General features: G+C 66.3%; 27 protein-coding genes. 5 read left to right on the top strand and 22 right to left on the bottom strand.

The features are described 5' to 3' along the window. Positions 1-13 precede the first annotated feature (13 nt). The 3 genes from AC27VL_RS00325 to AC27VL_RS00315 all read right to left on the bottom strand — a co-directional run bounded on the left by AC27VL_RS00325 (position 14) and on the right by AC27VL_RS00315 (position 1,855). Positions 14-544, bottom strand: a complete 531-nt coding sequence (locus AC27VL_RS00325; protein ID WP_089237960.1) for an RNA polymerase sigma factor — start codon at positions 542-544, stop codon at positions 14-16. 16 nt (positions 545-560) lie between these two features. Continuing rightward, complete coding sequence (locus tag AC27VL_RS00320; protein ID WP_191078060.1) at positions 561-1,241, bottom strand: STN domain-containing protein; 681 nt, start codon at positions 1,239-1,241, stop codon at positions 561-563. A 149-nt stretch (positions 1,242-1,390) separates the two neighbouring features. Next, positions 1,391-1,855 (bottom strand): Lrp/AsnC family transcriptional regulator, encoded by a 465-nt coding sequence (locus AC27VL_RS00315; protein ID WP_025874361.1) that lies wholly within the window; start codon positions 1,853-1,855, stop codon positions 1,391-1,393. A 124-nt stretch (positions 1,856-1,979) separates the two neighbouring features. Here AC27VL_RS00315 and AC27VL_RS00310 point away from each other — a divergent pair, with 124 nt between their 5' ends. The 5 genes from AC27VL_RS00310 (at position 1,980) to AC27VL_RS00290 (ending at position 6,078) form a co-directional block, all read left to right on the top strand. After that, a complete protein-coding gene (locus AC27VL_RS00310; protein ID WP_100552679.1) occupies positions 1,980-2,714 on the top strand; it encodes an AzlC family ABC transporter permease in 735 nt (244 codons plus the stop codon). Further along, positions 2,711-3,025 carry an AzlD family protein gene (locus tag AC27VL_RS00305; RefSeq protein WP_488765221.1) on the top strand — a complete coding sequence of 105 codons (315 nt, stop codon included), beginning with the start codon at positions 2,711-2,713 and terminating at the stop codon, positions 3,023-3,025. Before AC27VL_RS00310 ends, AC27VL_RS00305 begins: the two co-directional genes overlap by 4 nt. A 117-nt stretch (positions 3,026-3,142) precedes the next feature. Beyond that, the gene (locus AC27VL_RS00300; protein WP_191077944.1) at positions 3,143-3,970 is read left to right on the top strand and encodes a hypothetical protein; all 828 of its coding nucleotides are present in this window, start codon (positions 3,143-3,145) and stop codon (positions 3,968-3,970) included. A gap of 147 nt (positions 3,971-4,117) precedes the next feature. Continuing rightward, the gene (locus tag AC27VL_RS00295; protein WP_032128130.1) at positions 4,118-4,546 is read left to right on the top strand and encodes a PAS domain-containing protein; all 429 of its coding nucleotides are present in this window, start codon (positions 4,118-4,120) and stop codon (positions 4,544-4,546) included. After that, complete coding sequence (locus AC27VL_RS00290; RefSeq protein WP_191077942.1) at positions 4,543-6,078, top strand: diflavin oxidoreductase; 1,536 nt, start codon at positions 4,543-4,545, stop codon at positions 6,076-6,078. Before AC27VL_RS00295 ends, AC27VL_RS00290 begins: the two co-directional genes overlap by 4 nt. Positions 6,079-6,166: 88 nt before the next feature. Here the strand turns inward: AC27VL_RS00290 and AC27VL_RS00285 are convergent, their stop codons facing one another. The 19 genes from AC27VL_RS00285 to moaA form a co-directional block, all read right to left on the bottom strand. Continuing rightward, entirely contained in the window at positions 6,167-6,835 is a 669-nt protein-coding gene (locus AC27VL_RS00285; RefSeq protein WP_488765220.1) for a sulfate/molybdate ABC transporter ATP-binding protein, read from the bottom strand. Next, positions 6,825-7,508, bottom strand: coding sequence for a molybdate ABC transporter permease subunit (gene modB / locus AC27VL_RS00280; protein WP_089235839.1), 684 nt, complete (start codon positions 7,506-7,508; stop codon positions 6,825-6,827). The genes AC27VL_RS00285 and modB overlap by 11 nt, the downstream gene beginning before the upstream one ends. Positions 7,509-7,511: 3 nt before the next feature. Next, on the bottom strand, positions 7,512-8,255 hold the full coding sequence (gene modA / locus AC27VL_RS00275) for a molybdate ABC transporter substrate-binding protein (RefSeq protein WP_488765219.1): 744 nt from the start codon (positions 8,253-8,255) through the stop codon (positions 7,512-7,514). A gap of 20 nt (positions 8,256-8,275) precedes the next feature. Next, positions 8,276-9,052 carry a helix-turn-helix domain-containing protein gene (locus AC27VL_RS00270; protein ID WP_089235841.1) on the bottom strand — a complete coding sequence of 259 codons (777 nt, stop codon included), beginning with the start codon at positions 9,050-9,052 and terminating at the stop codon, positions 8,276-8,278. Between the two features lie 11 nt (positions 9,053-9,063). Then, positions 9,064-10,278, bottom strand: a complete 1,215-nt coding sequence (locus tag AC27VL_RS00265; RefSeq protein WP_100554130.1) for a coproporphyrinogen III oxidase — start codon at positions 10,276-10,278, stop codon at positions 9,064-9,066. A gap of 97 nt (positions 10,279-10,375) precedes the next feature. After that, positions 10,376-11,704, bottom strand: a complete 1,329-nt coding sequence (locus tag AC27VL_RS00260; RefSeq protein ID WP_488765218.1) for an MFS transporter — start codon at positions 11,702-11,704, stop codon at positions 10,376-10,378. A 24-nt stretch (positions 11,705-11,728) separates the two neighbouring features. Then, positions 11,729-12,628: a peptidylprolyl isomerase gene (locus AC27VL_RS00255; RefSeq protein WP_488765217.1), complete on the bottom strand. Its 900-nt coding sequence runs from the start codon at positions 12,626-12,628 to the stop codon at positions 11,729-11,731. Positions 12,629-12,631: 3 nt separating this feature from the next. Beyond that, positions 12,632-13,339: a respiratory nitrate reductase subunit gamma gene (gene narI / locus AC27VL_RS00250; protein ID WP_488765216.1), complete on the bottom strand. Its 708-nt coding sequence runs from the start codon at positions 13,337-13,339 to the stop codon at positions 12,632-12,634. Beyond that, positions 13,336-14,016, bottom strand: coding sequence for a nitrate reductase molybdenum cofactor assembly chaperone (gene narJ, locus AC27VL_RS00245; protein ID WP_165377326.1), 681 nt, complete (start codon positions 14,014-14,016; stop codon positions 13,336-13,338). Before narJ ends, narI begins: the two co-directional genes overlap by 4 nt. After that, positions 14,016-15,560, bottom strand: a complete 1,545-nt coding sequence (gene narH / locus AC27VL_RS00240; RefSeq protein WP_100552687.1) for a nitrate reductase subunit beta — start codon at positions 15,558-15,560, stop codon at positions 14,016-14,018. Before narH ends, narJ begins: the two co-directional genes overlap by 1 nt. Further along, a complete protein-coding gene (locus tag AC27VL_RS00235; RefSeq protein ID WP_488765215.1) occupies positions 15,560-19,303 on the bottom strand; it encodes a nitrate reductase subunit alpha in 3,744 nt (1,247 codons plus the stop codon). Before AC27VL_RS00235 ends, narH begins: the two co-directional genes overlap by 1 nt. Before the next feature lie 69 nt (positions 19,304-19,372). Next, the gene (locus tag AC27VL_RS00230; protein WP_375070371.1) at positions 19,373-20,791 is read right to left on the bottom strand and encodes a NarK family nitrate/nitrite MFS transporter; all 1,419 of its coding nucleotides are present in this window, start codon (positions 20,789-20,791) and stop codon (positions 19,373-19,375) included. A gap of 144 nt (positions 20,792-20,935) precedes the next feature. Further along, on the bottom strand, positions 20,936-21,301 hold the full coding sequence (locus tag AC27VL_RS00225) for a hypothetical protein (RefSeq protein ID WP_089235848.1): 366 nt from the start codon (positions 21,299-21,301) through the stop codon (positions 20,936-20,938). Beyond that, positions 21,298-21,852 (bottom strand): molybdenum cofactor guanylyltransferase, encoded by a 555-nt coding sequence (mobA, locus tag AC27VL_RS00220; RefSeq protein ID WP_488765395.1) that lies wholly within the window; start codon positions 21,850-21,852, stop codon positions 21,298-21,300. The genes AC27VL_RS00225 and mobA overlap by 4 nt, the downstream gene beginning before the upstream one ends. A gap of 87 nt (positions 21,853-21,939) precedes the next feature. Further along, positions 21,940-22,419, bottom strand: coding sequence for a molybdenum cofactor biosynthesis protein MoaE (locus tag AC27VL_RS00215; protein ID WP_191077938.1), 480 nt, complete (start codon positions 22,417-22,419; stop codon positions 21,940-21,942). Positions 22,420-22,422: 3 nt separating this feature from the next. After that, a complete protein-coding gene (locus tag AC27VL_RS00210) occupies positions 22,423-22,683 on the bottom strand; it encodes a MoaD/ThiS family protein (RefSeq protein WP_191077937.1) in 261 nt (86 codons plus the stop codon). Beyond that, positions 22,683-23,936 carry a molybdopterin molybdotransferase MoeA gene (locus tag AC27VL_RS00205; RefSeq protein WP_488765212.1) on the bottom strand — a complete coding sequence of 418 codons (1,254 nt, stop codon included), beginning with the start codon at positions 23,934-23,936 and terminating at the stop codon, positions 22,683-22,685. The genes AC27VL_RS00210 and AC27VL_RS00205 overlap by 1 nt, the downstream gene beginning before the upstream one ends. Continuing rightward, the gene (gene moaCB / locus AC27VL_RS00200; protein ID WP_488765211.1) at positions 23,933-24,931 is read right to left on the bottom strand and encodes a bifunctional molybdenum cofactor biosynthesis protein MoaC/MoaB; all 999 of its coding nucleotides are present in this window, start codon (positions 24,929-24,931) and stop codon (positions 23,933-23,935) included. Before moaCB ends, AC27VL_RS00205 begins: the two co-directional genes overlap by 4 nt. A gap of 8 nt (positions 24,932-24,939) precedes the next feature. Continuing rightward, on the bottom strand, positions 24,940-25,920 hold the full coding sequence (moaA, locus tag AC27VL_RS00195) for a GTP 3',8-cyclase MoaA (protein ID WP_488765209.1): 981 nt from the start codon (positions 25,918-25,920) through the stop codon (positions 24,940-24,942). Positions 25,921-25,980: the final 60 nt, after the last annotated feature.

Below are 25,980 nucleotides of genomic sequence, written 5' to 3'. Positions count from 1 at the left end.
CGGATGCCGTGCCTCAGAACCGCACCTGCCGCCCCTGCCCACTGCGTTCGGCCAGGTAATCCTGTGCGGCTTTCAGCTCACGCTGCACCAGCCGCAGCGACACGCCCAGGTGCTCGGCCACATCGCGCTGCTGCAGGCCGTCCACGCGGATCGCCAGCAATATCCGGCGGCGGCGCTCGGGCATCCGCTGCAGCAGGCCGACCATGTCTTCCAGCGCCATCTCCTGCTCGGCCGCCTGTGCCGGCCCCGGGCCGGGATCGGCCATGTCCATCAACGTATCCACTTCTTCCAGGCTCAGTAGGCGATGGTCGGCGCGCTGGCGGTCGATCACGGTGTTCATCGCCATGCGCAGCAGATACGCCGCAGGGTTCTGCACCGGGTCCAGGCGGTGTCGACGCGTGCTCAGGCGCATCCAGGTGTCCTGCAGCGCGTCGCCGGCCAGCTCTTCCGAGCCCAGCTTGCGCACCAGTCGGCGCTTCAGTTCGTCGTAGGCGCCCAGCAGATGGTCCATCAGGTCCACCGCCCCAGCCGTGCTGTTGCTCATGTTCGATTCCTTGACATCATGGTTGGGGCGGGCGCCGGCCACAGTCGTGGCCCGCGCTGGAAGGACGGATCTGCAGGGTCACCGGCTGCGGCAGCGCGGCAGCATCGGCGCCCAGCCGCAGGGCCTGCATCGCCTGCAGAAGGCGCGCATCGCGGCGTGCGCTGCCACTGCCGGCAAGCAGTTCGGGTTCCTGCACCTGGCCATCGTTGGCAATGCGGAAGCGCAGCGTCGCCGCATAGGCTCCCGGCGCCAGGTCAGGGTCGCCACAGAAAGCGGTGCGCAGCCGTTGCTGCAGGTCGCCGAAGCGGCGACGCTGCCCCGGGTCGGCGGCCACATCGGTCAGGGAGGATCCGGTGGCCGCGTGTGCACCGCGGCGCAGCACCACGCGTTGTGCACCAATCAGCTCGGCCTCGACACCCGTGTCCTGCAGCACCACCTGCAACGCCTGCAGCGGCGGCAGGCTGGCCTGCAGCGGATGGCTGCTGCGGCCCGTGCCGAGATCGCCGGGATACATCACCGACCACCCGCTGACGACACTGAAGCGCTCGACCGCCTGTTCCAGCGGTTGCGCGGGAATGTCATAGGATCGGATGTCGTCCTGTGCGGCAGCAGCGAAGGCGAACAGCAACCCGGCGGCGGCGGCCACCCTCCAACGTCTGATTGCATGCTGTCCATTCAGCCCCCTGACGTAGAACACATGACCCTCGGCAGCGACATCAGCTGCAGCGGCGGAGCGCGGTGCGACCAGGTGGGTCGACCTGCACACGGCCGGCAAGCGGGTCAAACCGTAGCGGCGTCACGTGTCATTGCGATGACGGCAGCGCGCAGGGGACGCGCCGGGCCAGTTCAGACCGGCAGTTCAGTGGTCTGCTTGATCCGCTGCATGGGGATTTCGGTCTTGGTGTTCTGCACCCCGGCGATGCGGTTCAGGTGCTGTATCTGGAACTGCCGGTACGCGTCCAGGTCGGCCACCGCCACCCGCAGCAGGAAGTCACAGTCGCCAGCCATCAGATGGCATTCAAGCACTTCCGGGAAGGACTTGATGCTGTTGATGAAGTGATTGGTGGTGTCTTCGTCCTGGCCGCGCAGCCAGACACGGACGAACACGGTGAACCCCCGTCCGATCCTCGCCGCATTCAGCAGGGCCACGTAGCGATCGATGTAACCGCCCTCTTCCAGCAGGCGAACCCGGCGCAGGCAGGCCGACGGCGAGAGCCCCACCTGGCGGGACAGCTCCAGGTTCTGCAGGCGACCATCGCGCTGCAGGGCGTCCAGGATGCGACGATCCAGGTTGTCGAGCTGGTACTGCATGGAATTCCACGCCTTGACCGGATCACCGCATGATATTGCACATTCGGCCGAACCAATGGCATCAACGCAACCCGATTTCGTGATCGGACCGTTAGCATGGGTCACCCCCACTCGTTGTTGATCCATGGACGCCCGAACCACCCTGCCCCTGCCTGATCCCGCCTGCGACACCGCACCACGCGCCGAGTTCCTGCGCGGCCTGCGCGCCGCCGTACCGGTGATGATCGGCTTCATTCCCTTTGCCCTGGTGCTCGGCGCCCAGGCCGCGCAGAAGGGCCTGTCGGCGCTGGAAGTGCCGCTGATGACCGGCCTCAACTTCGCTGGCGGGTCTGAATTCGCCGCGGTCGAACTGTGGACCTCGCCGCCGCACATCGCGCTGATCGTGGCGATCACCGCGCTGGTCAACAGCCGCCACCTGTTGATGGGCGCCAGCCTGGCACCGTTGCTGCAGCACCTGCCGCGCCGTCGCGTGCTGCCGGCGCTGTTCTTCATGTGCGATGAAAGCTGGGCACTGGGCGTGGCCGATGCGCGCCGTCGCGCACTGGGCTTCAGCCTGGCCTACTACCTCGGCGTATCGGCCGGCCTGTACACCGTGTGGGTGCTGTGCACCGCGCTGGGCGCGATCGTCGGCCCGCTGCTCGGCGACATCCATGCCTACGGCTTCGACATGGCCTTCCCCGCCGTGTTCCTGGTGCTGCTGCGTGGCATGTGGCAAGGCATGCGCGCCGCCCGGCCATGGCTGGTCAGCCTGGTGGTGGCAGCGGGCACCTACCTGCTGGTACCCGGCGCCTGGTACGTGGCCAGCGGCGCGCTGGCCGGCCTCGCTGCCGCCTGGCTGCTGGCGGAGGACGCGGCATGATCTTCAACGGCCTGATCCACTGGACCTCGGTGCTGACCATCATCCTGATGGCTGCCGCCACCTATCTCACCCGCATCATCGGTTTTCTCGCGCTGCGCAACCGCACCCTGAGCAAGCGCGCGGTAACGGTGATGGAAGCCGCCCCGGGCTGCGTGCTGATCTCGGTGATCGCCCCGGACTTCGTGGCCGACAAGCCGGCCGACCTGGCCGCGCTGGCCATCACGTTACTGGCGGTCACGCGGCTGTCGATGCTGCCGACGGTGCTGATCGGCGTGGTATCGGCGGAGGTGCTGCGGTATGTGATGGGGTGAGCGGCAGAGGACAACCCGCGCCGACAGTCAGCCTCCAGATGCAACACGTCTGATTGTGCGTGCGCCGGGGCGTCTGCAAGGATGCATCCACCGCCTTGGAAGGGTGATCTCCTGCAGATGGAATCCTGGTTGCGGCACGCCACAGGCGCAGCAGCGTTGCTGCTCTGCACCAGTGCGTGCAATACCCTCGATACTCCCCCGCGCGATAGTGTCGGCGCGGACGGAGCGTTTGCGACGCTCCTGCGCGGCAACGCCTCCCAGCTGAGCGTTGGCACCGCGTCGGTGTTGCCCGGCCAGGAGAGTTCCGAACAGACGACGCGCTCGCATACTTGCCAACTGGAAACAATCGCAGTGGTGGTGCGCTGGGTCGAACCCAGCCTATCCGCTGGGCAGGCCGTGAATCTATGCACTGCCGCCGCCCACGCGGCGCGGCAACCGCTCCACGGCGCAGACCTGAACGATACGCCGGTCCGCTATCAGGTCACGATCGTCAGCGACGGTGGCGGCATCTGGCAACAGCCCGCCAGGCCGGCACGACCAGAACTGGTGGTGGCGTTCTGGTTTCCCGCCGGCGACGATGCCGATGCACTGCGCGAGCGCGTGATCTCCACCACCGCGCACGAATTCCACCATATCGCCACCGCGATGGCAGGCCAGCGTCGATGGGGCGCGCACCGGGAACCGGAGGCATACCTCGCCGGGGCATGTGCGCTGCTGGCGATTGAAGGTGAGCTTCGGCGCGAACAGCTTCCCGGCCGCCATGATCCCCGCGCTGACAGCCTGCTGCCGGCGGCTGCACGCCGCTCTGGAAATGCCGGCAACGCGATCGGCCGGTCGTTGCAGGCATTCTTCAGCGGTGATCATATGCAACGCGATGACGAAGACGGGCGCGCACTGCTGCGGTACTGCCAGCAGAGCATCGGATTCCCCGGCATCGCCCGCTAGCGCCGCCCCTTCGCCCCCCCTGCGACAGCCGGTCGCAGCCCCCTCCCGGCGCACGCTTGACCTATATCAATCCGCCCACCGCCACGGGCGCGTATCTCTATGCAGGAACCCAATACGCCGGCGTCACCGGCATCCAAAGGACCTGCGATGAGCTACACCCCCGACAACGCCCAGCTGCTCAACGCCATGCAGAACGTGATGGTGATCTCCACCACCGACCTGCAGGGCAACATCACCTATGCCAACGACCTGTTCTGCACGCTCACCGGGTTCGCGCGCGAGGAACTGATCGGCCAGCCGCACAGCATCGTCCGCCATCCGGACGTGCCCAAGGCCGTCTACAAGGATATGTGGGACACCATCAAGGCCGGCAAGACCTGGACCGGCATCGTGCCGAACCTGGGCAAGGGCGGCGTGCTCTACGTGGTCGACACCACCGTGCAGCCGCTGTTCGATGCCGAGGGCAACATCACCTCGTACATCAGCATCCGCCGCGTGGTGAACGACCTGATGCAGAACTACGACCTGGTCGAGTTCAGCAAGGAAAAGTTCGACGACTTCTACGAGGCTGCGTGAACGCCATTCCCACACGCACGCCCATCAGCCGGCTGCTGGTGGGTTTCGCCTCCGAGTCGGGCAACGCCCGCGCCCTGGCCCAGCGCCTGGGCGCGGACCCGGACCTGCAGCCGCATGGGCCGCAGGTCCTGCCGTTCAATGACATCGATGTGGCCAGCCTCGGCCACGGCGATGTGCTGCTGGCCATCTCCAGTTCGTTCGGCGACGGCGAACCGCCGGCCAATGGCGAGAGCTTCTTCGAGTCGCTGCGCCAGGCGCCCGCCCTGCCCGGACTGCGCTATGCGGTGTTCGGCCTGGGGGATACCGGCTACCCCAGCTTCTGCGGCTTCACCAAGGCGCTGGATGCAGCGCTGAGCGAGCGTCAGGCACAGCCGCTGCTGCACCGTGTCGACGCCGACCTCGGTTACGAGCAGTTTTTCCAGCAGTGGCGGCCGGTGCTGGGCCAGGTGCTGGAGGGTGATGCGACCGCGGGCCAGGATCTGCGCCTGCAGGTGACGGCCTACGGCGAAGACAATGCCTTCAACGCCCGCATCGTCGAACGGCGACGCCTGAGCCATGGTGGCCCTGCCGCCTGGCACCTGCAGCTGGACATCGCCGGCAGCGGCATGGTCTACCGGGCCGGCGACACCCTGCATCTGGTTCCGGAAAACGATCCGGCATTGCTGCAGGCACTGGCCACCTGGTTGGGGGATTCCAGCGCCGTCGACGCCCTGCGCGATCGCGAGCTGCGCCTGCTCAGCAAGGGCGTGCTGCGCGAGCTGGCAAAGCTGGGCGGCAGCGACGTACTGAAGGGCCTGCTGAAGATCAGCCAGAAGCGTGAACTGGACGCCTACCTGCATGGCCTGGACCTGCTGGATGTGCTGCAGGACCACACCACCCCGGACAGCGTGCCGCTGACCCGCCTGCGTGAACTCCTGTCACCACGCCTGCCCCGTGCCTATTCCATCGCCTCGCATCCGCACGATGATCAGCTGAGCCTGTGCGTGCGCGAGGTGCGCTACACCCTGCGTGGCCGCGAACGCTTCGGCACCGCCACCGGCAGCCTGCTGCACGGCGGCGACACAGCCCGTGTGTACTGCCGCTCCAATCCGGGCTTTCACCTGCCCGACAGCGGCGACGCGCCCCTGCTGCTGGTCGGCACTGGTACCGGCATCGCCCCTCTGATGGGCCTGATGCAGGAACTGCAGGCCACCGGCGATGCACGGGAGGTCCATCTGGTGTTCGGCGAGAAGCATCGCGAGCACGACTTCCTGTACCGCGAGCAGCTTCAGGACTGGCAGGCGCGTGGCGTACTGGCTGGCCTGCACACCGCGTTCTCGCGCGATGCCGCGCAGAAGGTCTATGTGCAGCATGTGCTGCAGCAGCAGGCCGCGCAGATGCAGGATGTGCTGGCCCGTGGCGGCCACATCTACCTGTGTGGCAACAAGAGCCACCTGGAAGGTGCGGTGCGTGCAGCCATCGACGCGATCGGCGGTGACGGCCATTGGGACACCCTGCGCGGCGAGGGCCGCACCCACTGCGAGCTGTATTGAGGCGCCTCGCCCAGGGGTAGAGCCGGCCGCTGGCCGGCTGCTCCGGATTCCGTGGTTGCCGGCCAGCGGCCGGCACTACCATCACAGGTCAATCGCCGACGATTCGCCCATCCACCACGCGCGCTACCTGCTGGCCGAACACCGCTACGTCCTGCGGATCGTGGCTGATCAGCAGCAGCGGAATGCCGGTTTCATCCAGCACGGTTTCCAGCTCCTGACGCAGGTGCTGGCGCAGGTCGTGGTCGAGCGCGGCGAACGGTTCGTCCAGCAGCAGCGCCTGCGGCCGTGTCACCAGCGCCCGCGCCAACGCCGTACGCTGGCGCTGACCCCCGGATACCTGTGACGGCAGCAGATCCGCCACATGCTCGATACGGAACGCCTGCAACCACTGCTCCACTGCATCGACGCGAGCCCCGCGCTGCGGATTCAACCAGCCCCGCTCAAGCCCGAACGCCACGTTCTGGCGCACGCTCAGATGCGGGAACAGCGCGTAATCCTGGAACACATATCCCAGGCGACGACGCTGCGGTGGCAGATCAATCCCAGCACCTGCATCGAACAGCGCCTGCCCGTGCAGGCGCACATGTCCATGCTCCGGGCGCAACAGACCGGCCACCGCTTTCAGCGTCAGGCTCTTGCCGGCGCCCGAGGGCCCGAACAGCACCACCTGCCGCTGCGTGCACTGCAGTGCCACGTCCAGTTCAAAGGTCTGGCCGGATGCCTGCAATCGTCGCTGTACCTGCAGGTCAAGCCACATCGCGCAGCTCCCGGCGGCGCCCGCCCACCAGCCGTGCGGCCAGCAGCAGGATCACGATGCATACCACCGACGTCAGGATCACCAGCGCATTCGCCTTGCCATCCTGCCCCGCCTGCACCGCTTCATAGATGGCGATCGACAAGGTCTGCGTGCGGCCCGGAATGCTGCCGGCCACCATCAGCGTGGCGCCGAACTCACCCATCGCCCGCGCGAACGCAAGCAGCAGGCCAGCCAGAATCCCGCGCCATGCCAGCGGCAGGGTGATCCGGAAGAACACCGCGGCTTCGGACACACCCAGCGTACGCGCGGCCTGCTCCAACTGACCATCCACTTCTTCGAATGCGGCGCGTGCCGGCTTGAACACCAGCGGCAGTGACGCTACCGCGGCAGCGATCACCGCCGCCTGCCAGGTAAATACCAGGTTGATACCGAACCACGACTGCAGCCAGGCACCGATCGGGCCATTGCGCCCGATCAGCACCAGCAGGTAGTAGCCCAGCACCGTCGGTGGCAGCACCATCGGCAGGGTCAGTATCGAATCCAGCAGTTCCCGACCGGGAAAACGCCGTCGCGCCAGCAGCGCGCCAAGTGCCACGCCTGCTACGAGATTGATCGCGGTGGCCCAGCCGGCCACTTTCAACGACAACCCCAATGCGCTCCAGTCCAGGTCCATCCGTCAGGGCTTGCCGAACCCGTGCTTCTGCAGGATCGCCTGGCCCTGCGCCGAGCGAACGAACGCCGCGAAGCGCTTGGCTTCCACCGGCTGCGTGCTGGCCTGCACCACCGCGAGCGGATAGGCGATGCGTCCGGCAACCGGAACGTCGAACGCGCGCCGCACGCGATCCGGCATCGCCTGCGCGTCGGTAGCGTAGACAAAGCCCGCATCCACCTCGCCCCGTGCCACGTAATCCAGCGACTGCCGCACGTTCTGCGTACTGATCACCTTGCCCTGCACTGCCGGCCACAGCTTTGCGGCCTGCAACGCACCCTGCGCGTAGCGACCCACGGGCACGCTGTCCGGGTTGCCCAGTGCAATGCGCTGCACGCCGGCACCCGCCAGATCGGCCAATGCGCGCGGCGGCGCCTTCGCCTGCGGCGGCACCACCACCCACAGCGCGTTCACTGCGAAGACCGCACGCGTACCCGCTGCCAGCAGCTTCTGCTGCGCCGCCTGGTCCATCGTTGTTTCATCAGCCGAGGCGAACACATCCACCGGCGCGCCCCGTGCGATCTGCTGCAGCAGCACGCCGGAAGCAGCAAAGTTGAAGTCGACCTTGCTGCCCGGGTTTGCCTTCTCATAGGCGGCGCCCAGCTCGCGGAAGCTCTCGGTCAGGCTGGATGCCGCCGACACGGTCAGGTTGCCGGCCCACGCAGGCAGCGTGACCAGCAGACCCAGAAACACCATTGCGCATCGCTTCATCGTCGCCTCCCAGGCCAGGTTCAATCGGGGTCGTTCTCATCTGCAACGGCCAGCGCCGCCAGCCGGTCAGGTTGCAACAGCAGGATCTCGCGCTGCTTCACCGCAATCACGCCGTCATCGCTCAACCGCCGCAGCACCCGGCTGGCCGTCTCCGGCGCCATCCGCAGATAGTTGGCGATCTCGGTGCGGGCCATGGTCAGGTTGAAGCGGGTCGCGGAAAAACCACGCCGTGCATAACGGGCCGACATATCCAGCAGGAACGCGGCCATCCGCTCTTCGGTGCGGTGGTTGGCCGCCAGCGTGGCGACCTTGCCGATCTCCGCACTGAGCAGGCTGAACAGCTTTGCCTGCAGCCCCGGCATGCGGGTGGCCAGCAGGCTCAGCTTAGGGAACGAGATACGGCACAGGTGCACCGTATCCAGAGCCACCGCATTGCAGGGGAAGCGCGAGCCATGAATCGCGTTGAGCCCGATCACCTCGCCCGGCAGCGCAAAGCCCAGCACCTGCTCGTTGCCTTGGCTGTCATCGACGAAGGTCTTGACCATGCCTGCGCGCACCGCCGCGATGGAATCGAAGGCCTCTCCCGCGCGGAAGATGTAGTCACCCGCATGGAACGGCCCTACATGGTCAACCAGCACATGCAGTTCGCCCAGCGCCGTCTTGTCATAGCCCTGCGACATGCACGCATCGGAGAAGGCACAGGTGCTGCAGAAATGCAGCGCATCGCCATCATCGGCGGCGGCGGGATTCGGCGTGGTGCGGCCGGGTCTGGCCTGGGAAGGCGGAGTCGAAGACATCGGGACAGCACTCAAGCGATGGCGGCCGCCGGCCGGAAGCATGCGGCCATCATACGCCACAGCAACCGCCCTTCCTCGGCCAGGCGAAGCACGCCGCCGTCCCAGCGCGCCCAGCCACGCGCGAGCAGCGGTGCGAGTGCGGGCAGGGTCTCGGCGAAGCATTCATCGAACGGAACATCATTGCGCCACTCGAAGGCGGCAGCATCCAGCGCATGGTCGCAGGCGATGCTCTGCGCGACCTCGGCAGCCAGGCGTTCCCCCTCGGACAGGATCAGGCCCGCGGCCACGCCCATATGCCCCGCGTGCAGGCGGGCCTGCCAGCGCGCCAGGTCATCTTCCGTCCGGTAGAACACCTCACCGATCTGGCTGCATGCCGCAAGGCCGATGCCGATGAAATCGCTGCGATCGCGGCGCGGCACGCCGGCCAGATCGCAATGACGCTGACCGTCACCCGGGCCGTTCGGATCCGGCAGGTCGCCGCGCTGGTGATGGTCACCACCGATACCCACATAGCCCGCCTCGCGCAGCAATCGCCACGCCTGCAGCCAGCGTTCCGATGAGGGATGCTCAGGCAGCGCGCATGGCGCCGGCAGCAGCACGCGCTCGGGCGCATCTGCCAGCACGGCCTGCAATCGCCCGATGAATCCCGCATCCTCCGCCGCAGGTACACGCAACTGGTAGTAGCGCGCGGTAAAGCCCGCGTCGCGCGCCTGCGCCAGCACTGCCGGGCCAGGTGCATCGGCACGATCGATCACGTTCAGCCGGGTGCAGCCCACCGCGCGCAGTTGTGCCGGCGCCACGGCGCTGCCGGCATCCAGCCGCACCTCCACCTGCGGCCGGGCCACGGTGCGCAGGTGCCGCGGCACTGCATCCAGCAACTGCCCCAGCAGCGCCGGCGGCAGTGCTTCGGCAAGGCCCAGCTGCAGCACCATCGCCACCACCTCACGGTCCTCGGCCAGAACATCAGCCTGCAGGCGCAACGCGGCCAGCAACGTGTCCAGATAGCGTTCGGCCGGCACGTCGCGGCCCATGCGGCCGGTCTGGAAACCCAGCGTCAGTCCACGCGGAATCAGGTGCTCGTTGCTGGCGCGCACGGCGGCACGCCAGCCGCTTTCACCGAAGCCGGCACTGAACTGGTCGGGCGGCGGAAACAGCACGTGTCGGGGTTGCCGCAGCAATGCCGCCTGCAGCGCAGTGTCCTCGCTCGCATCAACATGGAAGCTCATGGCGGTCATCCTCGCGCGTTCCTCTTCGCTCAGCCCTGATCGAAATCAAGCGTGACGCATTGCGTTGCTGGTGCCGGCCAGCGGCCGGCACTACCGTTCAGGTGCCGCGCGCCCGATCCGCAGCAGCCGCATCGATCGCCTCCGGCAGGTCGGTCTCGCGATCGATCTGCGGGAAGTGTCGACGCTCCATCCGGCGGATGGCGAAGTGCATCCACGCCAGCGCGGCGGACACCACCACGAACAGCAGCATGAAACAGCTGCTCCAGATACCCAGCGCATCGTTCAACGCACCGAACACGATCGGCAGGATGAAGCCACCAAGGCCACCGATCATGCCCACCACGCCGCCCACCGCCCCCACGTGCCGGGGGTAATACACCGGGATGTGCTTGTAGACCGCAGCCTTGCCCAGCGACATGAAGAAGCCCAGCACGAACACCAGCACGGTGAACATCACCACGCCAATGGCCAGGTGGAAGTGGATCGGACCATGGATGCCCTTCACCACGTACTCGGTATCCGGATAGGCCAGCAGGAACGTACAGATGGCCGACACACCGAAGGTCCAGTACATCACCCGGCGCGCCCCCATCCGGTCCGACATCCAGCCGCCCACCACGCGGAACAGGCTGGCCGGGATCGAATAGCACGCGGCCAGCATGCCGGCGGTGCCGACGTCCATGCCGTACGCACCCACCAGGTAATGCGGCAGCCACAGCGCCAGTGCCACGAAGCCACCGAACACGAAGAAGTAATACAACGAGAACCGCCATACCTGCAGATTCTTCAACGGTGCCATCTGCTCGGCGAACGGCACCGGCTTCACCCCATCACGGCGCCGCTTCTCCAGCGAGGGGTCTTCCTTGCTGAACAGGAAAAACAGCACCGCCGTGATCGCCAGTGCCACTGCCCACACCTTGGCCACCATCATCCAGCCCGCCGCCACCATCACCATCGGCGCCAGCAGTTTGGTGACTGCCGCACCGATGTTGCCGGCACCGAAGATGCCCAGCGCCGTGCCCTGCTTGCTGGCCGGGAAGAACTTGGACACGTAGGCCACGCCTACCGAGAAATTGCCACCGGCAATGCCCACGCACAACGCGGCGAACAGGAATTGCGGGTAGGTGTGCGCGTAGGTCAGCATCCAGGTGGCGACTGCGCCACACAGCATCACCAGCGCCATCACCTTGCGGCCGCCGAACTGGTCGGACCAGATGCCCAGGAACACACGGCTGACCGAGCCGGTCAGCACCGGGGTGGCGATCAGCAGGCCGAACTGGGTGTCGGTCAGGCCCAGCTGCTCGCTGATCTGGATACCGATGATGGAGAAGATCATCCACACCGCAAAGCACACGGTGAACGCGAACGTGCTCAGCCACAGCGCACGCTGCTGCCCGGCACTGGCGGGGGCAAGGGCCTGGTTCATGCAACCTCCTTTCTCAAGAGTGGGTCAGCCGATTTCGGCTTCGGCTTCGATCTCATCCAGCCCGCGTACCGGGTAGCGCTCCTGCAGCTGCAACAGGTAGGCCTGCACTTCGCGTTGGCGCACCTGCAGCTCCAGGTAGTCACGGATCTGCAGCAACACTGCGTCGAACGGCAGCGGCTGCCCTTCCTCGCGCCCATCGATGCTGACCACGTGGTAGCCCCAGCGTGATTCAACCGGGAAGCCGGCCAGGCCCTCGCGCAGGCGGAACACCTGGCGATCGAACTCCGGCGTGGTCTGCCCACGCTGCAGCCAACCCAGGTCACCGCCCTCGCTGCTCGACGGGCAGCGCGAATGGCGCAGTGCGAAGTCGGCGAACAGGTGCGGCGCTTCCTTCAGTTCGTTGGCCAGACGTTCGCCCTCGGTACGCGCCTCCAGGCGCCCAGCCACATCATCGGCCGGCGCGGCCAGCAGGATATGGCGCAGGCGCACGCGGTCCGGCGAGCGGAATCGTTCCGGGTTCTGTTCGAAATAGCGTCGGCAGTCCTCGTCGGTTGGCACGCGATCTTCAATCGCGTCTTCCAGCAGTTGCTGGATCAGCACCTCCTCATCGCTGACCCGGCCTCCGGCTGGCGCCAGCAGGCCCAGGCGCTGTGCTTCGAATCGCAGCAGTTCACGCACCACCAGTGCGCGTGCCGCCTCGGCACGCGACTGTTCCGGGCGCAGCGCCCGATGGTGCTGCATCTCGCGGGCGATGTCGGCCTCGCTGATCGCCGTGTCCTCCACGAACAACCGGCACGGTGCCGGTTGCCCAAGCGAGCGCGGCCCCTGCTCTGCCCCGTCATGCTGGTGCTGGTGGGCCTCGGCCGGAACAGGCTGGGTGGAATCGATCACGGTGATCGGCAGGAACTTCGGCAGGCGGCCCATGGCTTACTCCCGCGGCCCGTAACGCAGCGCCGCCTGGCGACGGCGCACCACCTGGTATGGCCGCCACAGATAGCTGACCGGAATGCTCCAGACGTGCACCAGACGGGTGAACGGCGCGATCAGGAACAGGGTCAGGCCCAGGAAGATGTGCATCTTGTACACCCAGCTGACGCCCTCGATGTAGTCGGCAGCGCCGGCACGGAAGGTCACGATGTGCTGCGCCCACTCGGCCAACTGCACCATCACCCCACCGTCCAGATGTCCGGCCGACACGCGGATGCTGTACAGGCCCAGGCACAGCTGGGCGAACAGCAGCACCAGCACCAGGGTGTCACCGAAGGTGCCGGTGGCGCGCACGCGGGCGTTGGTCAGGCGGCGCACCAGCAGGATGCTGATGCCGATGAAGCACAACGCACCGAACACGCCGCCCACGACCATCGCCAGCATCTGCTTCTGCGAGGAGGTGATGAAGTGCTCGTACACCGCGTGTGGGGTCAGCAGGCCCACCAGATGACCACCCAGGATGGCCAGGATGCCGATGTGGAAGCAGTTGCTGCCGATCCGCATGCCCTTGTCCGACAGCATCTGGCTGGAACCGGTGCGCCAGGTGTACATGGCCTTGTCATAGCGCGCCCAGCTGCCGATCAGCAGCGCCGCCACGGCGATGTACGGGTAGTACTGGAAAGCGAATTGATGCAGGTAGTAATTCATGGCTGGACCTCTCGATGCACAGGGCGGGCCGGTGAGCGTGTCGGTGGCTTGCAGTCTTCGGCAGGAGCTTCGGCGCCGAAACGCACGGCTTCCTCTTCCCACAGCTTGTCCATCGCCTCGGCCGTATCGTCGCGGGGCTCTTCGCTGGCGCGTTGCCGCAGCGCCTCCAGGTTGACCTTGCCGTCGCCGGCCTCCACCAGGATCTCCAGCAGCGGCACATGTGGCAGCTCGCGCTCGGCGGCGCGCGCGGCCAGCATCCCGGCGATGTGGCCGATGTGGTGCAGCCACTCCCGCGCCTCTGCCTCAGGACGATGCGCCAGGAACTCCAGCAACAGCGGCAGGTAGTCCGGCAGTTCGCGTGCATCCAGCTCGAAGCCGTGCTTGCGGTAGGTTTCCACCAGATCGACCATGGCCTGGCCACGGTCACGCGATTCGCCGTGGATGTGTTCGAACAGCAGCAGGCTCATCGAACGGCCGCGGTCGAAGGTTGCCAGCCACGCGGCCTGCGCATCCAGCGGATCGCTGTCCAGCAGCTGCTGCACGAAGCCGCGCAGCTGCCTGCGCCGCGTCGGCGTCAGTGCCACCTCGTCACAGGCTGCCAGCAGTTCCTCGCCGTGCTGCCACAGTTCCTCGCGGGGGTAATCCAGCAGCACCCCCACCAGCTTCAGCACGCTCATCAGACCACCTCCTTGCGGCGGTGGTTGGGCCCGTTGTTCACCACGAAGCTGGTGCTCTTGCGCTGGCCGAACAGGTCGGCCGGGCTGTCGCCGTTGCAGCCGTTGCCGAAGGTGAAGCCGCAGCCGCCGCGTTCGCCGAAGGCGTCGTTGGCGTACTCGCGGTGAGCGCTGGGAATCACGAAACGGTCCTCGTAGTTGGCAATGGCCAGGTAGCGGTACATCTCTTCAACCTGGGCCACGGTCAGCCCGGCCTGGTCCAGCACCGCAGTGTCTTCTACGCCGTCCACGTTCTTGGCCCGGCGCCAGGCGCGCATCGCCATCAGGCGCTCCAGCGCCCGCACCACCGGTGCCTCGTCACCGGCTGTCAGCATGTTGGCCAGGTAGCGCACCGGAATGCGCAGCGAGGCCACGTCCGGCAACTCGCCACTCATGCCGATGCGGCCACGTTCGGCGGCCGACTGGATCGGCGACAACGGCGGCACATACCAGACCATCGGCAGCGTGCGGTACTCCGGGTGCAGCGGCAGGGCCAGCTTCCAGTCGATGGCCATCTTGTAGACCGGCGACTGCTTGGCCGATTCCAGCCAGCTGTCCGGAATGCCTTCCGCACGTGCGGCGGCAATCACCGCCGGGTCATGCGGGTCCAGGAAGATGTCCAGGTGGGCCTGGTACAGATCCTTTTCGGCGGCCACCGATGCGGCCTCGGCAATGCGGTCGGCGTCGTACAGCATCACGCCCAGGTAGCGGATGCGGCCGACACAGGTTTCCGAACAGATCGTCGGCTCACCCATCTCGATGCGCGGGTAGCAGAAGATGCACTTCTCAGACTTGCCGCTCTTCCAGTTGTAATAGATCTTCTTGTACGGGCATGCCGACACGCACATGCGCCAGCCACGGCACTTGTCCTGGTCGATCAGCACGATGCCGTCTTCTTCGCGCTTGTAGATCGCGCCCGATGGGCACGCCGACACGCACGCCGGGTTCAGGCAGTGCTCGCACAGGCGCGGCAGGTACATCATGAAGGTCTTTTCGAAGGCGCCGTAGATCTCCTTCTGCACTTCATTGAAGTTGTAGTCGCGCGAGCGCTTGCTGAACTCCGAGCCCAGGATCTCCTCCCAGTTCGGGCCCCACTCGATCTTCTGCATGCGCTCGCCACTGATCAGCGAGCGCGGCCTTGCGGTCGGCTGGTGCTGGCTGTCCTTGGCGGTGTGCAGGTTCTGGTAGTCGAAGTCAAACGGCTCGTAGTAATCGTCGATCTGCGGCAGGTCCGGGTTGGCGAAGATCTTGGCCAGCATCCGCCAGCGACCGCCAGCGCGTGGCACCAGCTTGCCGCTGCCGGTACGCACCCAGCCGCCGTTCCACTTCTCCTGGTTTTCCCATTCCTTCGGATAGCCGATGCCCGGCTTGGTTTCAACGTTGTTGAACCAGGCGTACTCGACACCCTCGCGCGAGGTCCAGACGTTCTTGCAGGTGATCGAGCAGGTGTGGCAGCCGATGCACTTGTCCAGGTTCAGCACCATCGCGATCTGTGCACGGACCTTCATCACACCACCTCCTTGGCGGCGGCCGGGACGGCCTCGCCATCCAGCCAATCCACCTTGTCCATCTTGCGCACGATCACGAACTCGTCGCGGTTGGTGCCGCAGGTGCCGTAGTAGTTGAAACCGTAGGCCAGCTGCGCGTAGCCACCGATCATGTGGGTCGGCTTGAGCACGATGCGGGTCACCGAGTTGTGGATGCCGCCGCGGGTACCGGAAATCTCCGAACCCGGTACGTTGATGATGCGTTCCTGGGCGTGGTACATCATCGCCATGCCCGGCATCACGCGCTGGCTGACCACCGCACGTGCGGCGATCGCGCCGTTGACGTTGAACAGCTCGATCCAGTCGTTGTCAACGATGCCGGCACTGTGCGCGTCGTCCTCGCTGATCCACACGATCGGGCCACCGCGCGACAGCGTCTGCATGATCAGGTTGTCGCTGTAGGTGCTGTGGATGCCCCACTTCTGGTGCGGGGTGATCCAGTTCAGCACGATCTCCTTGTTGCCGTTCGAGCGCTGGTTGAGCAGCGGCTCGATGGTGCGGGTGTTGACCGGCGGCCGGTAGCTCATGAAGGCCTCGCCGAAGTCGATCATCCACTCATGGTCCTGGTAGAACTGCTGGCGGCCGGTCACCGTGCGCCACGGAATCAGCTCGTGCACATTGGTGTAGCCCGCGTTGTAGCTGACGTTGTCGTCTTCCAGCCCGGACCAGATCGGCGAGGAGATGATCTTGCGTGGCTGCGCCTGGATGTCACGGAAGCGGATCGCCTCGTGCTCCTTGCCCACCGCCAGATGGGTGTGCTCGCGCCCGGTGAAGCCGCCCAGCGACTCCCATGCCTTCACCGCCACGTGGCCATTGGTTTCCGGGGCCAGGTGCAGGATCACTTCGGCCGCATCGATGGCGGTCGAGATGGCCGGCCGGCCCTGGCTGACGCCCTCCTCGCGCACGGTATGGTTCAACTTGCCGAGGAATTCCACCTCGTGCCTGGTGTCCCAGTTCATGCCCTTGCCGCCATTGCCGTGCTTGTCCAGCAGCGGCCCCAGCGAGGTGAACTTGCGATACAGGTTCGGGTAGTCGCGCTCCACCACCGTCATCGACGGCATGGTCTGGCCGGGGATGGCCTCGCACTCGCCCTTCTTCCAGTCGGCCACGCCGAACGGCATGCCCAGCTCGTTGGGGGTGTCGTGCAGGGTCGGCACCAGCACCAGGTCCTTCTCCACGCCCAGCACGCCGGGCGCCATCTCGCTCACGGTGCGCGCAACCTCCTTGAAGATGTCCCAGTCACTGCGCGATTCCCACGCCGGGTCCACCGCCTTCGACAGCGGATGGATGAACGGATGCATGTCCGAGGTGTTGAGATCGTCCTTCTCGTACCAAGTGGCCGTCGGCAGCACGATGTCCGAATACAGCGCGGTGGTGCACATGCGGAAGTCCAGCGTCACCAGCAGGTCGAGCTTGCCTTCCGGCGCCTCGTCGCGCCACTTCACTTCCTCCGGCTTCACCGCCCCCATCTCGCCCAGGTCCTTGCCCTGCAGACCGTGGCGGGTACCCAGCAGGTGCCGCAGCATGTACTCGTGGCCCTTGCCCGACGAACCCAGCAGGTTCGAGCGCCAGATGAACATCATCCGCGGGTGGTTCTGCTGCGCGTCCGGATCGGCGAAGGCGAAGTCCAACGAACCGTCCTTGAACTTGCCCAATGCGTAATCGGCAGGGGCCACGCCGGCCGCTTCGGCCTCGCGCACCAGCCGCAGCGGATTGCGGTCAAGCTGCGGCGCGCATGGCAACCAGCCCATGCGCACGGCGCGCAGGTTCAGGTCGGCCAGACTGCCGCTGTACTTGCTGGCGTCGGCCAGCGGTGACAGCAGCTCGTCCACCTGCAGCTTCTCGTAGCGCCACTGCCCGGTGTTGAAGTAGAAGAACGACGTACCGTTCATATGGCGCGGCGGCTTGCTCCAGTCCAGGCCGAACGCCAGCGGTTGCCAGCCGGTCTGCGGGCGCAGCTTTTCCTGGCCCACGTAGTGCGCCCAGCCGCCACCGGTCTGGCCCACGCAACCGCACATGATCAACATGTTGATCAGGCCGCGGTAGTTCATGTCGTTGTGGAACCAGTGGTTCATGCCCGCGCCGACGATGATCATCGAGCGGCCATGGGTCTTGTCGGCGGTACGCGCGAACTCGCGGGCGATCTCGATCACCTCGCCACGCGGCACGCCGGTGATGCGTTCCTGCCAGGCCGGCGTGCCCGGCACGTTCTCATCGAAGCTCGTGGCGACATTGGCGCCGCCGAAACCGCGGTCCACGCCGTACTGCGCCAGCAGCAGGTCATAGACCGTCGCCACCAGGGTCTCGCTGCCATCGGCCGTGGCCAGGCGGCGCACCGGGATGTTGCGGTCCAGTACTTCCTCGGCCGGGGCGGCCGTCCAGCCGTCACTCTCGATGCCACCGAAATACGGGAAGCTGACCGCCTCGATGCCATCGTTGGCATCGGACAGACTCAAGCGCAGGCGCGTATCCGCCCCGTTGCTGGCCTTCTCCTCGATGTTCCAGCGACCCTTTTCGCCCCAGCGGAAACCGATCGAACCGTTCGGCACCACGATCTGGCCACTGGTCTCGTCGTAAGCGAGGGTCTTCCAGTCCGGGTTGTTGGCCTCGCCCAATCCACCCAGCTCACTGGCGCGCAGGAAACGCCCGGCCACCAGGCGGCCGTCGGCGCGACGCTCCAGGCGCACCAGCATCGGCATGTCCGAGTACTGGCGGCAGTAGTCCTGGAAGTACTGCGACGGTGAATCGACATGGAACTCGCGCAGGATCACGTGACCAAAGGCGAACGCCAACGCGGCGTCGGTGCCCTGCTTCGGGTGCAGCCAGTGATCGGTCAGCTTGGCCAGCTCGGAATAGTCCGGGCAGATCGAGACCGTCTTGGTGCCGTTGTAGCGCGCCTCGGTGAAGAAGTGCGCATCGGGTGTACGCGTCTGCGGCACGTTCGAGCCCCAGGCGATGATGTAGCGGCTGTTGTACCAGTCAGCCGATTCGGGCACGTCGGTCTGCTCGCCCCAGACCTGCGGCGAAGCCGGCGGCAGATCGCAATACCAGTCATAGAAGGACAGGCAGGCACCGCCCAGCAGCGACAGGTAACGCGCACCGGCGGCGTAGGACACCATCGACATCGCCGGAATCGGCGAGAAGCCGACCACGCGGTCCGGTCCGTACTGCTTCACCGTATACAGGTTGGAGGCCGCGATGATCTCGTTGGCCTCTTCCCAGTTCAGCCGCACGAAACCACCCATGCCGCGCCGGGTCTTGTACGAGCGCGCCTTTTCCTTGTCCTCCACGATGCTGGCCCACGCATCCACCGGCCCCTGGGTCCTGCGTGCTTCACGCCACAGGCGCAGCAGCGTGCCGCGGATAAGCGGGTACTTCAGTCGGTTGGCGCTGTACAGGTACCAGGAATAGCTGGCGCCACGCGGGCAGCCACGCGGTTCGTGGTTGGGCAGGTCCGGGCGCGTACGCGGGTAATCGGTCTGCTGGGTTTCCCAGGTCACCAGGCCATTCTTGACGTAGATCTTCCAACTGCACGAACCGGTGCAGTTCACACCGTGGGTTGAACGCACGATCTTGTCGTACTGCCAGCGCTGGCGGTAACTGTTCTCCCAGTCACGGCCTTCGCTCTTGGCAAACCCATGGCCATCGGCAAAGGGCTGGGGGTCACGCTTGAAGAACTGCAAGCGATCAAGGAAATAACTCATCGGGGGTCTCCCTTTGCGGACATCTGCATCGTGGCTGTGTGTGTCATCTGGCTGCGGTGCGTTTTCATGTCAGCAAGGCGTCTCTGCGCCGCGCCGGTAGTACCACCACCAGGTCACGGCCAGGCAGGTGACATAGAAAACGACGAACCCGTACAGCGCCATGTCGGGGCTGCCGGTCAACGTGATGGAAGAGCCATAGCTCTTGGGAATGAAGAAGCCGCCGTAGGCACCGATCGCACCCGAGAAGCCCACTACCGCGGCCGACTCGATGCTGGCCTGGTGCGCCGACGTGGCCTTGCCCTCAGCATTGGCACCTGCCGACAGGCGCTCATGCAGCGTGCGGAAGATCACCGGAATCATGCGGAAGGTGGTGCCGTTGCCAATGCCGCTGAGCACGAACAGCGCCATGAAGCTGAAGAGGAAGCCGTAGAAATTGCCGCCCTGGCCATCGCTGGGCAGGAAATGCAGCACGCCGAACACCGCCGCGATCATCAGCGCGAACACCCAGAACGTCAGCCGCGCACCGCCCCAGCGGTCAGCCATGCTGCCGCCCACCGAGCGCATCAGCGCACCCAGCAACGGGCCGATGAAGGCGTAGGCCAGCGGGTTCACGGCGGGGAACTGGCTCTTCACCAGCATCGGGAAGCCGGCCGAGAAACCGATGTAGGAACCGAAGGTGCCGATGTACAACCAGCACATCAGCCAGTTGTGCTTGCGGCGGAAAATCACCGCCTGTTCGGCGAACGAGGAGCGGGCGCTGGTCAGGTCATTCATGCCGAACCAGGCCGCCACCGCACAGATCGCAATGGCCGGCACCCAGATGAAGCCGGCATTCTGCAGGTACAACGGCGCACCGCCCTCCACCACCGGCTGCGGCGCACCACCGAGGGCACCGAACACGCCCACCGTGATCACCAGCGGAATCACCGCCTGTGCCACCGACACGCCGACATTGCCCAGGCCGGCATTCAGGCCCAGCGCCAGGCCCTGCTTCTGCTTGGGATAGAAGAAGGAAATGTTGGACATCGACGAGGAGAAGTTCGCCCCACCAAAGCCACACAGGATCGCAATCACCACGAACACCCAGTAAGGCGTCGCCGGGTTCTGCACCGCAAAGCCAAGCCAGATCGTCGGTGCCAGCAGTGATGCGGTGGACAGCGCCGTCCAGCGGCGACCGCCAAAGATCGGAATCACGAACGAATAGAAGATGCGCAGCGTCGCGCCGGACAGGCTGGGCAGTGCCACCAGCCAGAACAACTGATCGGTGCTGAAGCCGAAGCCGATCTTCGGCAGGCTGATGGTCACCGCCGAGAACAGTACCCAGACCGAGAACGCCAGCAGCAGCGAGGGAATGGAGATGACCAGGTTGCGGGTGGCGACCCGCTTGCCGGTGCGCTCCCAATAGCCGGGATCTTCCGGCGTCCAGTCGCTGATGACGCGACCAGGACTGGCAGTGCTGCGGACAACAGGATCGCTACCGACGGTCATACATGGCTCCAAGGCTGTGGAATGACGTGGGTACTGCTTTCAAGTTGTAACCCGTCGTCATGCAGCCATTAGGCCGTGCAGCAGCAACGACGGGGTTGATCTGGATCAATCAGGCGCGGGTTTCCCCCTCGCCCCTGACAAATGTCAAACCGGTGATGCGGAACTGCGGCGGGTCACCCCGCGCTGGCGCACGCTGTCGCGTACATCCACATCGAACTGCAGCTGCAGCGTGGTGCCGTCGTCCAGATACAGCGCAAAGGCCAGACCATCGCGGCATGGCAGGCGCCCAGCCAGGTCCTCCACGGAAGACCGGGGCAATACCAGGCGGCAATCGGTGCCGCTGTCGAGCAGCACGGCCGATTCGCCACCATGCAGCGAAACGGCCGTACCCCAGCCGCCACTGCCACCGAACCGGGTCAGGTTTTCCACCGTTTCACCGGCCAGCAGCTGCGCGAGTTCGGCTTCGTCCAGGCGCAGGCGCATTGTCTGTTCTTGCAACTGCACCTTCATGAGGCAACGTCCTCCCATTGGGTGGGGGTATTGCAGTTGACCAGGGCGCTTTCATCAGCGTGGGCAAGGCGCAGGGTCTGCGCGTCCAGCCGGTGTTGCAGGGCCTGCAGGGAACGCGGGCCGAGGGGATCGTGGATCATGTTTTCGAGGATCGTGCGACTTTCATTGTCCACATTAAACAGCATCGGAAGCGGATGCCCGTCAAAGATCGTGCAAGCGCTGCGATGCCAGTCACGCAATTGCTGCAGCAGATCCGGGGTCAAGCGGGGCGTATCCACCGGCACCACCCAGGCGGGGCCATCGGGCATCTGCATTGCCACGCTGAACAGGCCGCCCAGCGGCCCGCACCGTGTGATCTGGTCGGGCACGCCGCCGAAGGCCGGATAGCGTCCGCTCACCCAGACACGGTCTGCCCCGGCCAGCCGCAACGTGCCGCGCATGTGCTCCAGCAGCGTGCGCCCCTGCCAGGGCAGCAGCGCCTTGTCGCGGCCCATGCGGCTGGACAGGCCACCGGCCAGCACGATGCCGGCGATGGGTCCGGGCAAGGTCATACTCACGGTAGAGCCACGCCATGCGTGGCTGCCCCGGCCGGGCGCGACGGGAAGGCCCCATCCACGCATGGCGTGGATCTACTGGGGTCAATGGTGGTGCTCATGGGCCGGTTCACTGTCGGCGTGGCATAGCGTGCAGCCTTCGCTCCACTCGCTGTCGCCGTCTTCGTAATGTTCCTGTTTCCAGATCGGGCACTGGTGTTTCACCGCCTCGATCAGCTGTCGGCACGCGCGGAACGCTTCATCACGGTGCGGGCTGCCCGCGGCCACCACCACCGCCACATCGCCAATGCCCAAACGGCCCTTGGCATGTGCCACGTACAGTTTCAGCTTCGGCCCGAACGTCGCCTCGATCTCCGCCGCCAAGCGCTGGATCTCGTTCACCACCAGCGGTTCGAACAGGTCGTAGGTGATGCCGGTCACCGGCCGCCCCACATTGAAGTCGCGCACCTTGCCGATGAACACATCGATGCCGCCGAATGCCGGGTCGGACACCGCTGCGATGCCTTCGGCCGGATCGATGGCGCGCTGCGCGCGGTCCACCACTTTCGCAGTCACGTTGCTCATGGCTCAGCCCCCACTCACCGGCGGCAGGATCGCCACCTTGCCATCGGCGGGCAGCGCTTCGTGGTCACGCAGCACGCGCTGCTGGTCGGCGAAGGCCGAATAGTCCAGCAACCCAGCGCGGAAACCGGGAAAGCGCAGCGGCAACAGCTCACGCAACGCCTGGCGCAGATCGGCCACGGTGCCACCGGCCACCTCCAGCGCGATCTCGCGGCTGGCATCCAGATCGGAAAACGCACCGAACAACTGCAGATTCACCTGTTTCATCATGACTCCTGGTTCGCAAGCTGCAGCGGGTCCTGATGGCCCCAGCCCTGCACGCGCACCGGTGTGCCGGCCGTGGCCAGGTCGCCCTCGCCCTCCAGCACTACCCAAGCGTTGGCCTGCAGCATGGATTTCAAACGGAACGATTCCTGGCCGGCCAGCACGCGCGCGCTCAAGCGTCCCTGCGCGTCCACTTCCACCCGCGCCCGCGCGTGGAAGCGCAGGCCCGGCGGCTTGCGCACGTCGGCCTGCAGCGGCAGCTGCAGCAGCGGCTCGGCGGCCAGGCCCAGCATGCGACGCAGCACCGGTTCAACGAAGAAGCGCTGCCCCACTGCCGCCGACACCGGGTTGCCGGGCAGGCCAAAATACAGCGCGCCATTGGGCAGCACTGCAAACAACAGCGGCTTGCCCGGGCGGATCGCCACTTTGTGGAACACGATGCGGGCGCCACGCGCGCGCAGCGCATCCGGAATGAAGTCGTAGCGGCCGGCCGACACCGCACCGGTACTCACCAGCACCTGTGCTCCTGCCGCCAGCGCGTCATCCAACACGGCATCGAAGGCAGCCACCTCATCGCCCACCGTGCCCTGCCACACCACCTCGGCACCGGCGGCCTGCAGGCGACCGATCAGATAGGGCCGGTTGCTGTCACGGATCTGTCCGGAGTCCAGCGCCTGCGCCGCTTCGGTCACCAGCTCCTTGCCGGTGGCAATGACAGCGACCTTCGGCCGCGCCACCACCGCCACCTCGGCCACGCCGATGGCGTGCAGCAAGGTGCGCGCATTGATGTCCAGCGCCTGCCCGGCCTGCAGCACGCGCTCGCCCTCTTCCACGTCCTGTCCACGCAGGCGCACGTTCTGGCCAGGCTTCACCGCGCTCTTCAACGCGATGCGGGTCGGCCGGCCATCGTCGCTGGCAAGGATCTCCACGTTCTCGATCGGCACCACCGTATCCAGCCCGACCGGCATGCGCGCGCCGGTCATGATTTCCCATGCGCCCTCGCCGCCCTCGGCACCGGCATCGCCTGCGGCCTGCCAGCCCTGCACTGCAAACCCGGTACCGCTTTCGAAGGGCGTGCCATTGGCGCGCAGCGCGAAGCCGTCCATCGCCGAATTGTCGAACGGCGGCAGCGACTGCCCGCTGATGATGTCTGTGGCTAGGATGCGACCGCCCGCCTCATGCAGTGTCAGGCGCTCGGCCGGCAGCGGTGTGGCCGCCTCCATCAGGTGCTGCAGCGCTTCGCTGTAGGCAATCATGCGTGGCCACCGCCATCGACCATCGCCAGCGCGTGGCCCAGCACAGGCGCCAGAATGTCCAGGCACTGCGCAGCCGCGCGCGGGCTGCCCGGCAGTGCAAATACCAGCATGCCATCCAGCTGCACCACCTCGGCACGGCTCAGCCAGGCCATCGGCGTGTGCTGCGCACTCAACGCGCGCACCATCTGCGCCAGGCCGTGCACCGGTCGCGCGTTCAACGAACGCAGCGCTTCCGGGGTCAGGTCGCGCGGGCAAAGCCCGGTGCCGCCGGTACACAGGCACAGGTGTACGCCCTCGCCCGCCAGCGCGCGCAGGCGGCCCGCAAGCGGTTCGACGCCATCGGGCAGTACCTCGGCAGCCACTACCTCGCCACCGAGCGACTGCAGCCCGCTCACCAGCTTCGGGCCGGACTCGTCGGCATAGGTGCCCTCGCTCGCGCGATCGCTCAGGGTGATCACCGCACAGGCCGCACCGTTGAGGCCCTTGGGCGGGCGCGGCCGGAAGCGCTCGCGCTCACCCTCGTCCATGCCATCCGGATGCAGCCACAGGCCGCGCTTGCCGCCTTCCTTGAACAGCAGGCGGATGCCCTCGATACGCAGCGCCGGCTCCACCGGCTTGCTCAGGTCGTACAGGGTCAGCAGTGCGGCGTTCACCCCGGCCAGTGCTTCCATCTCCACACCGGTGCGGGCCTCGCTGGCACACTCGCACCACACGCGGATCGACTGCCGTTCCGGCACCGGCGCGCAGTACACCTGCACCAGCTCCAGCGGCAGCGGGTGGCACAGCGGCATCAGCATCGAGGCCATCTTCGCGCCCTGCAGGCCGGCAATCTCGGCCATCACCAGCGCATCGCCCTTGGGCAGGCGGCGCTCGACAATCAGCGGGTAGGCCACCGGTCCGGCATGCAGCTCGCCCACCGCCACCGCGCGGCGGCGGGTAACGCGCTTGTCGCGCACATCGGCCATGTGGAAGGCCGCGTTCAATTCACCACTCATCGTGTTCCTCATCCTCCGATCGACGCCAGGTGCGGGGTCAACCCGGTCTGGCCCTGATGCAATCCGTGCCCGGCCGCTTTCAGGCCAAGCTGTGTGGTGATGCGTGCCAGCAGCGCGTCCTGGTCATCGTCGCTCTGCAGCAGCGGGCGCAGTGGCACGCCGAATTCGCCGAACAGGCACAGCCGCAGGTCGCCCTTGGCGGTCACCCGCAGGCGGTTGCAGCCCTTGCAGAAATCACGCGAATACGGAGCGATGATTCCCACCGTGCCGCGATGCTGCGGGTGGCTGAACTCGCGCGCCGGGCCGGCATCGGGCGCGCGCGGGCGCTCATGCCAACCGGCGGCATGCAGCTGGTCGATCACGTGTTCGGCACGCAGGTGGTGCCGCTGGAAATAAGCTTCGTTGTCGCCGGTACGCATCAGTTCGATGAAGCGCACGCTGAAGGGACGGTCGCGCAGGAAGTCCATCCACTGCGGCAGCTCGTCGTCGTTCAGGCCGCGCAGCAGCACGGCGTTGAGCTTGATGGCCGGCAGGCCCAGTGCCTGCGCCATCTCCAGCCCCTGCTGGATTTCCGGCAGGCGGTCGTGGCCGGTGATGGTGCTGAAGCGCTCGCGCTGCAGGCTGTCCATGCTCACGTTCAGCGCGGTCAGGCCGGCACGGTGCCAGCCCGGCAGGCGGCGCGGCAGCAACGTGCCATTGGTGGTGATGGCCACCTTGCGGATGCCCGGCACGGCTGCCACCGTGGCGATGATTTCGTCCAGATCCTTGCGCAGGCTGGGCTCACCACCGGTAAGGCGGATCTTGGTCATCCCCAGCATGGCAAACGCGCGCACCAGGCGCGCGATCTCGTCCATCGCCAGGAAGCGCGGGCGGCCATCGGCCTGGTAGCCATCGGGCAGACAGTAACTGCAACGGAAGTTGCAGGCCTCGGTCAACGACAGGCGCAGGTAGGGAAAGCTGCGCCCGAATCCGTCGGTGAGTTGGCTCATGGCTGGTCCACCTTGTTGTTCCACCGTCTTGCCTGTGCCCGGAACGGCCCGGATACCCTC

It is taken from the genome of Stenotrophomonas sp. 14P6.2.3 (assembly GCF_057799055.1).
This window is presented reverse-complemented; position numbering and strand designations above follow the sequence as displayed.

What these genes read in the sequence shown, in the direction of transcription:
- AC27VL_RS00325 (WP_089237960.1), bottom strand. Translation starts at nt 544, where the DNA reads ATGAGCAACAGCACGGCTGGGGCGGTGGACCTGATGGACCATCTGCTG.
- AC27VL_RS00315 (WP_025874361.1), bottom strand. Translation starts at nt 1,855, where the DNA reads ATGCAGTACCAGCTCGACAACCTGGATCGTCGCATCCTGGACGCCCTG.
- AC27VL_RS00310 (WP_100552679.1), top strand. Translation starts at nt 1,980, where the DNA reads ATGGACGCCCGAACCACCCTGCCCCTGCCTGATCCCGCCTGCGACACC.
- AC27VL_RS00305 (WP_488765221.1), top strand. Translation starts at nt 2,711, where the DNA reads ATGATCTTCAACGGCCTGATCCACTGGACCTCGGTGCTGACCATCATC.
- AC27VL_RS00300 (WP_191077944.1), top strand. Translation starts at nt 3,143, where the DNA reads ATGGAATCCTGGTTGCGGCACGCCACAGGCGCAGCAGCGTTGCTGCTC.
- AC27VL_RS00295 (WP_032128130.1), top strand. Translation starts at nt 4,118, where the DNA reads ATGAGCTACACCCCCGACAACGCCCAGCTGCTCAACGCCATGCAGAAC.
- AC27VL_RS00285 (WP_488765220.1), bottom strand. Translation starts at nt 6,835, where the DNA reads ATGTGGCTTGACCTGCAGGTACAGCGACGATTGCAGGCATCCGGCCAG.
- modB (WP_089235839.1), bottom strand. Translation starts at nt 7,508, where the DNA reads ATGGACCTGGACTGGAGCGCATTGGGGTTGTCGTTGAAAGTGGCCGGC.
- modA (WP_488765219.1), bottom strand. Translation starts at nt 8,255, where the DNA reads ATGAAGCGATGCGCAATGGTGTTTCTGGGTCTGCTGGTCACGCTGCCT.
- AC27VL_RS00270 (WP_089235841.1), bottom strand. Translation starts at nt 9,052, where the DNA reads ATGTCTTCGACTCCGCCTTCCCAGGCCAGACCCGGCCGCACCACGCCG.
- AC27VL_RS00265 (WP_100554130.1), bottom strand. Translation starts at nt 10,278, where the DNA reads ATGAGCTTCCATGTTGATGCGAGCGAGGACACTGCGCTGCAGGCGGCA.
- AC27VL_RS00260 (WP_488765218.1), bottom strand. Translation starts at nt 11,704, where the DNA reads ATGAACCAGGCCCTTGCCCCCGCCAGTGCCGGGCAGCAGCGTGCGCTG.
- AC27VL_RS00255 (WP_488765217.1), bottom strand. Translation starts at nt 12,628, where the DNA reads ATGGGCCGCCTGCCGAAGTTCCTGCCGATCACCGTGATCGATTCCACC.
- narI (WP_488765216.1), bottom strand. Translation starts at nt 13,339, where the DNA reads ATGAATTACTACCTGCATCAATTCGCTTTCCAGTACTACCCGTACATC.
- narJ (WP_165377326.1), bottom strand. Translation starts at nt 14,016, where the DNA reads ATGAGCGTGCTGAAGCTGGTGGGGGTGCTGCTGGATTACCCCCGCGAG.
- narH (WP_100552687.1), bottom strand. Translation starts at nt 15,560, where the DNA reads ATGAAGGTCCGTGCACAGATCGCGATGGTGCTGAACCTGGACAAGTGC.
- AC27VL_RS00235 (WP_488765215.1), bottom strand. Translation starts at nt 19,303, where the DNA reads ATGAGTTATTTCCTTGATCGCTTGCAGTTCTTCAAGCGTGACCCCCAG.
- AC27VL_RS00230 (WP_375070371.1), bottom strand. Translation starts at nt 20,791, where the DNA reads ATGACCGTCGGTAGCGATCCTGTTGTCCGCAGCACTGCCAGTCCTGGT.
- AC27VL_RS00225 (WP_089235848.1), bottom strand. Translation starts at nt 21,301, where the DNA reads ATGAAGGTGCAGTTGCAAGAACAGACAATGCGCCTGCGCCTGGACGAA.
- mobA (WP_488765395.1), bottom strand. Translation starts at nt 21,852, where the DNA reads ATGACCTTGCCCGGACCCATCGCCGGCATCGTGCTGGCCGGTGGCCTG.
- AC27VL_RS00215 (WP_191077938.1), bottom strand. Translation starts at nt 22,419, where the DNA reads ATGAGCAACGTGACTGCGAAAGTGGTGGACCGCGCGCAGCGCGCCATC.
- AC27VL_RS00210 (WP_191077937.1), bottom strand. Translation starts at nt 22,683, where the DNA reads ATGAAACAGGTGAATCTGCAGTTGTTCGGTGCGTTTTCCGATCTGGAT.
- AC27VL_RS00205 (WP_488765212.1), bottom strand. Translation starts at nt 23,936, where the DNA reads ATGATTGCCTACAGCGAAGCGCTGCAGCACCTGATGGAGGCGGCCACA.
- moaCB (WP_488765211.1), bottom strand. Translation starts at nt 24,931, where the DNA reads ATGAGTGGTGAATTGAACGCGGCCTTCCACATGGCCGATGTGCGCGAC.
- moaA (WP_488765209.1), bottom strand. Translation starts at nt 25,920, where the DNA reads ATGAGCCAACTCACCGACGGATTCGGGCGCAGCTTTCCCTACCTGCGC.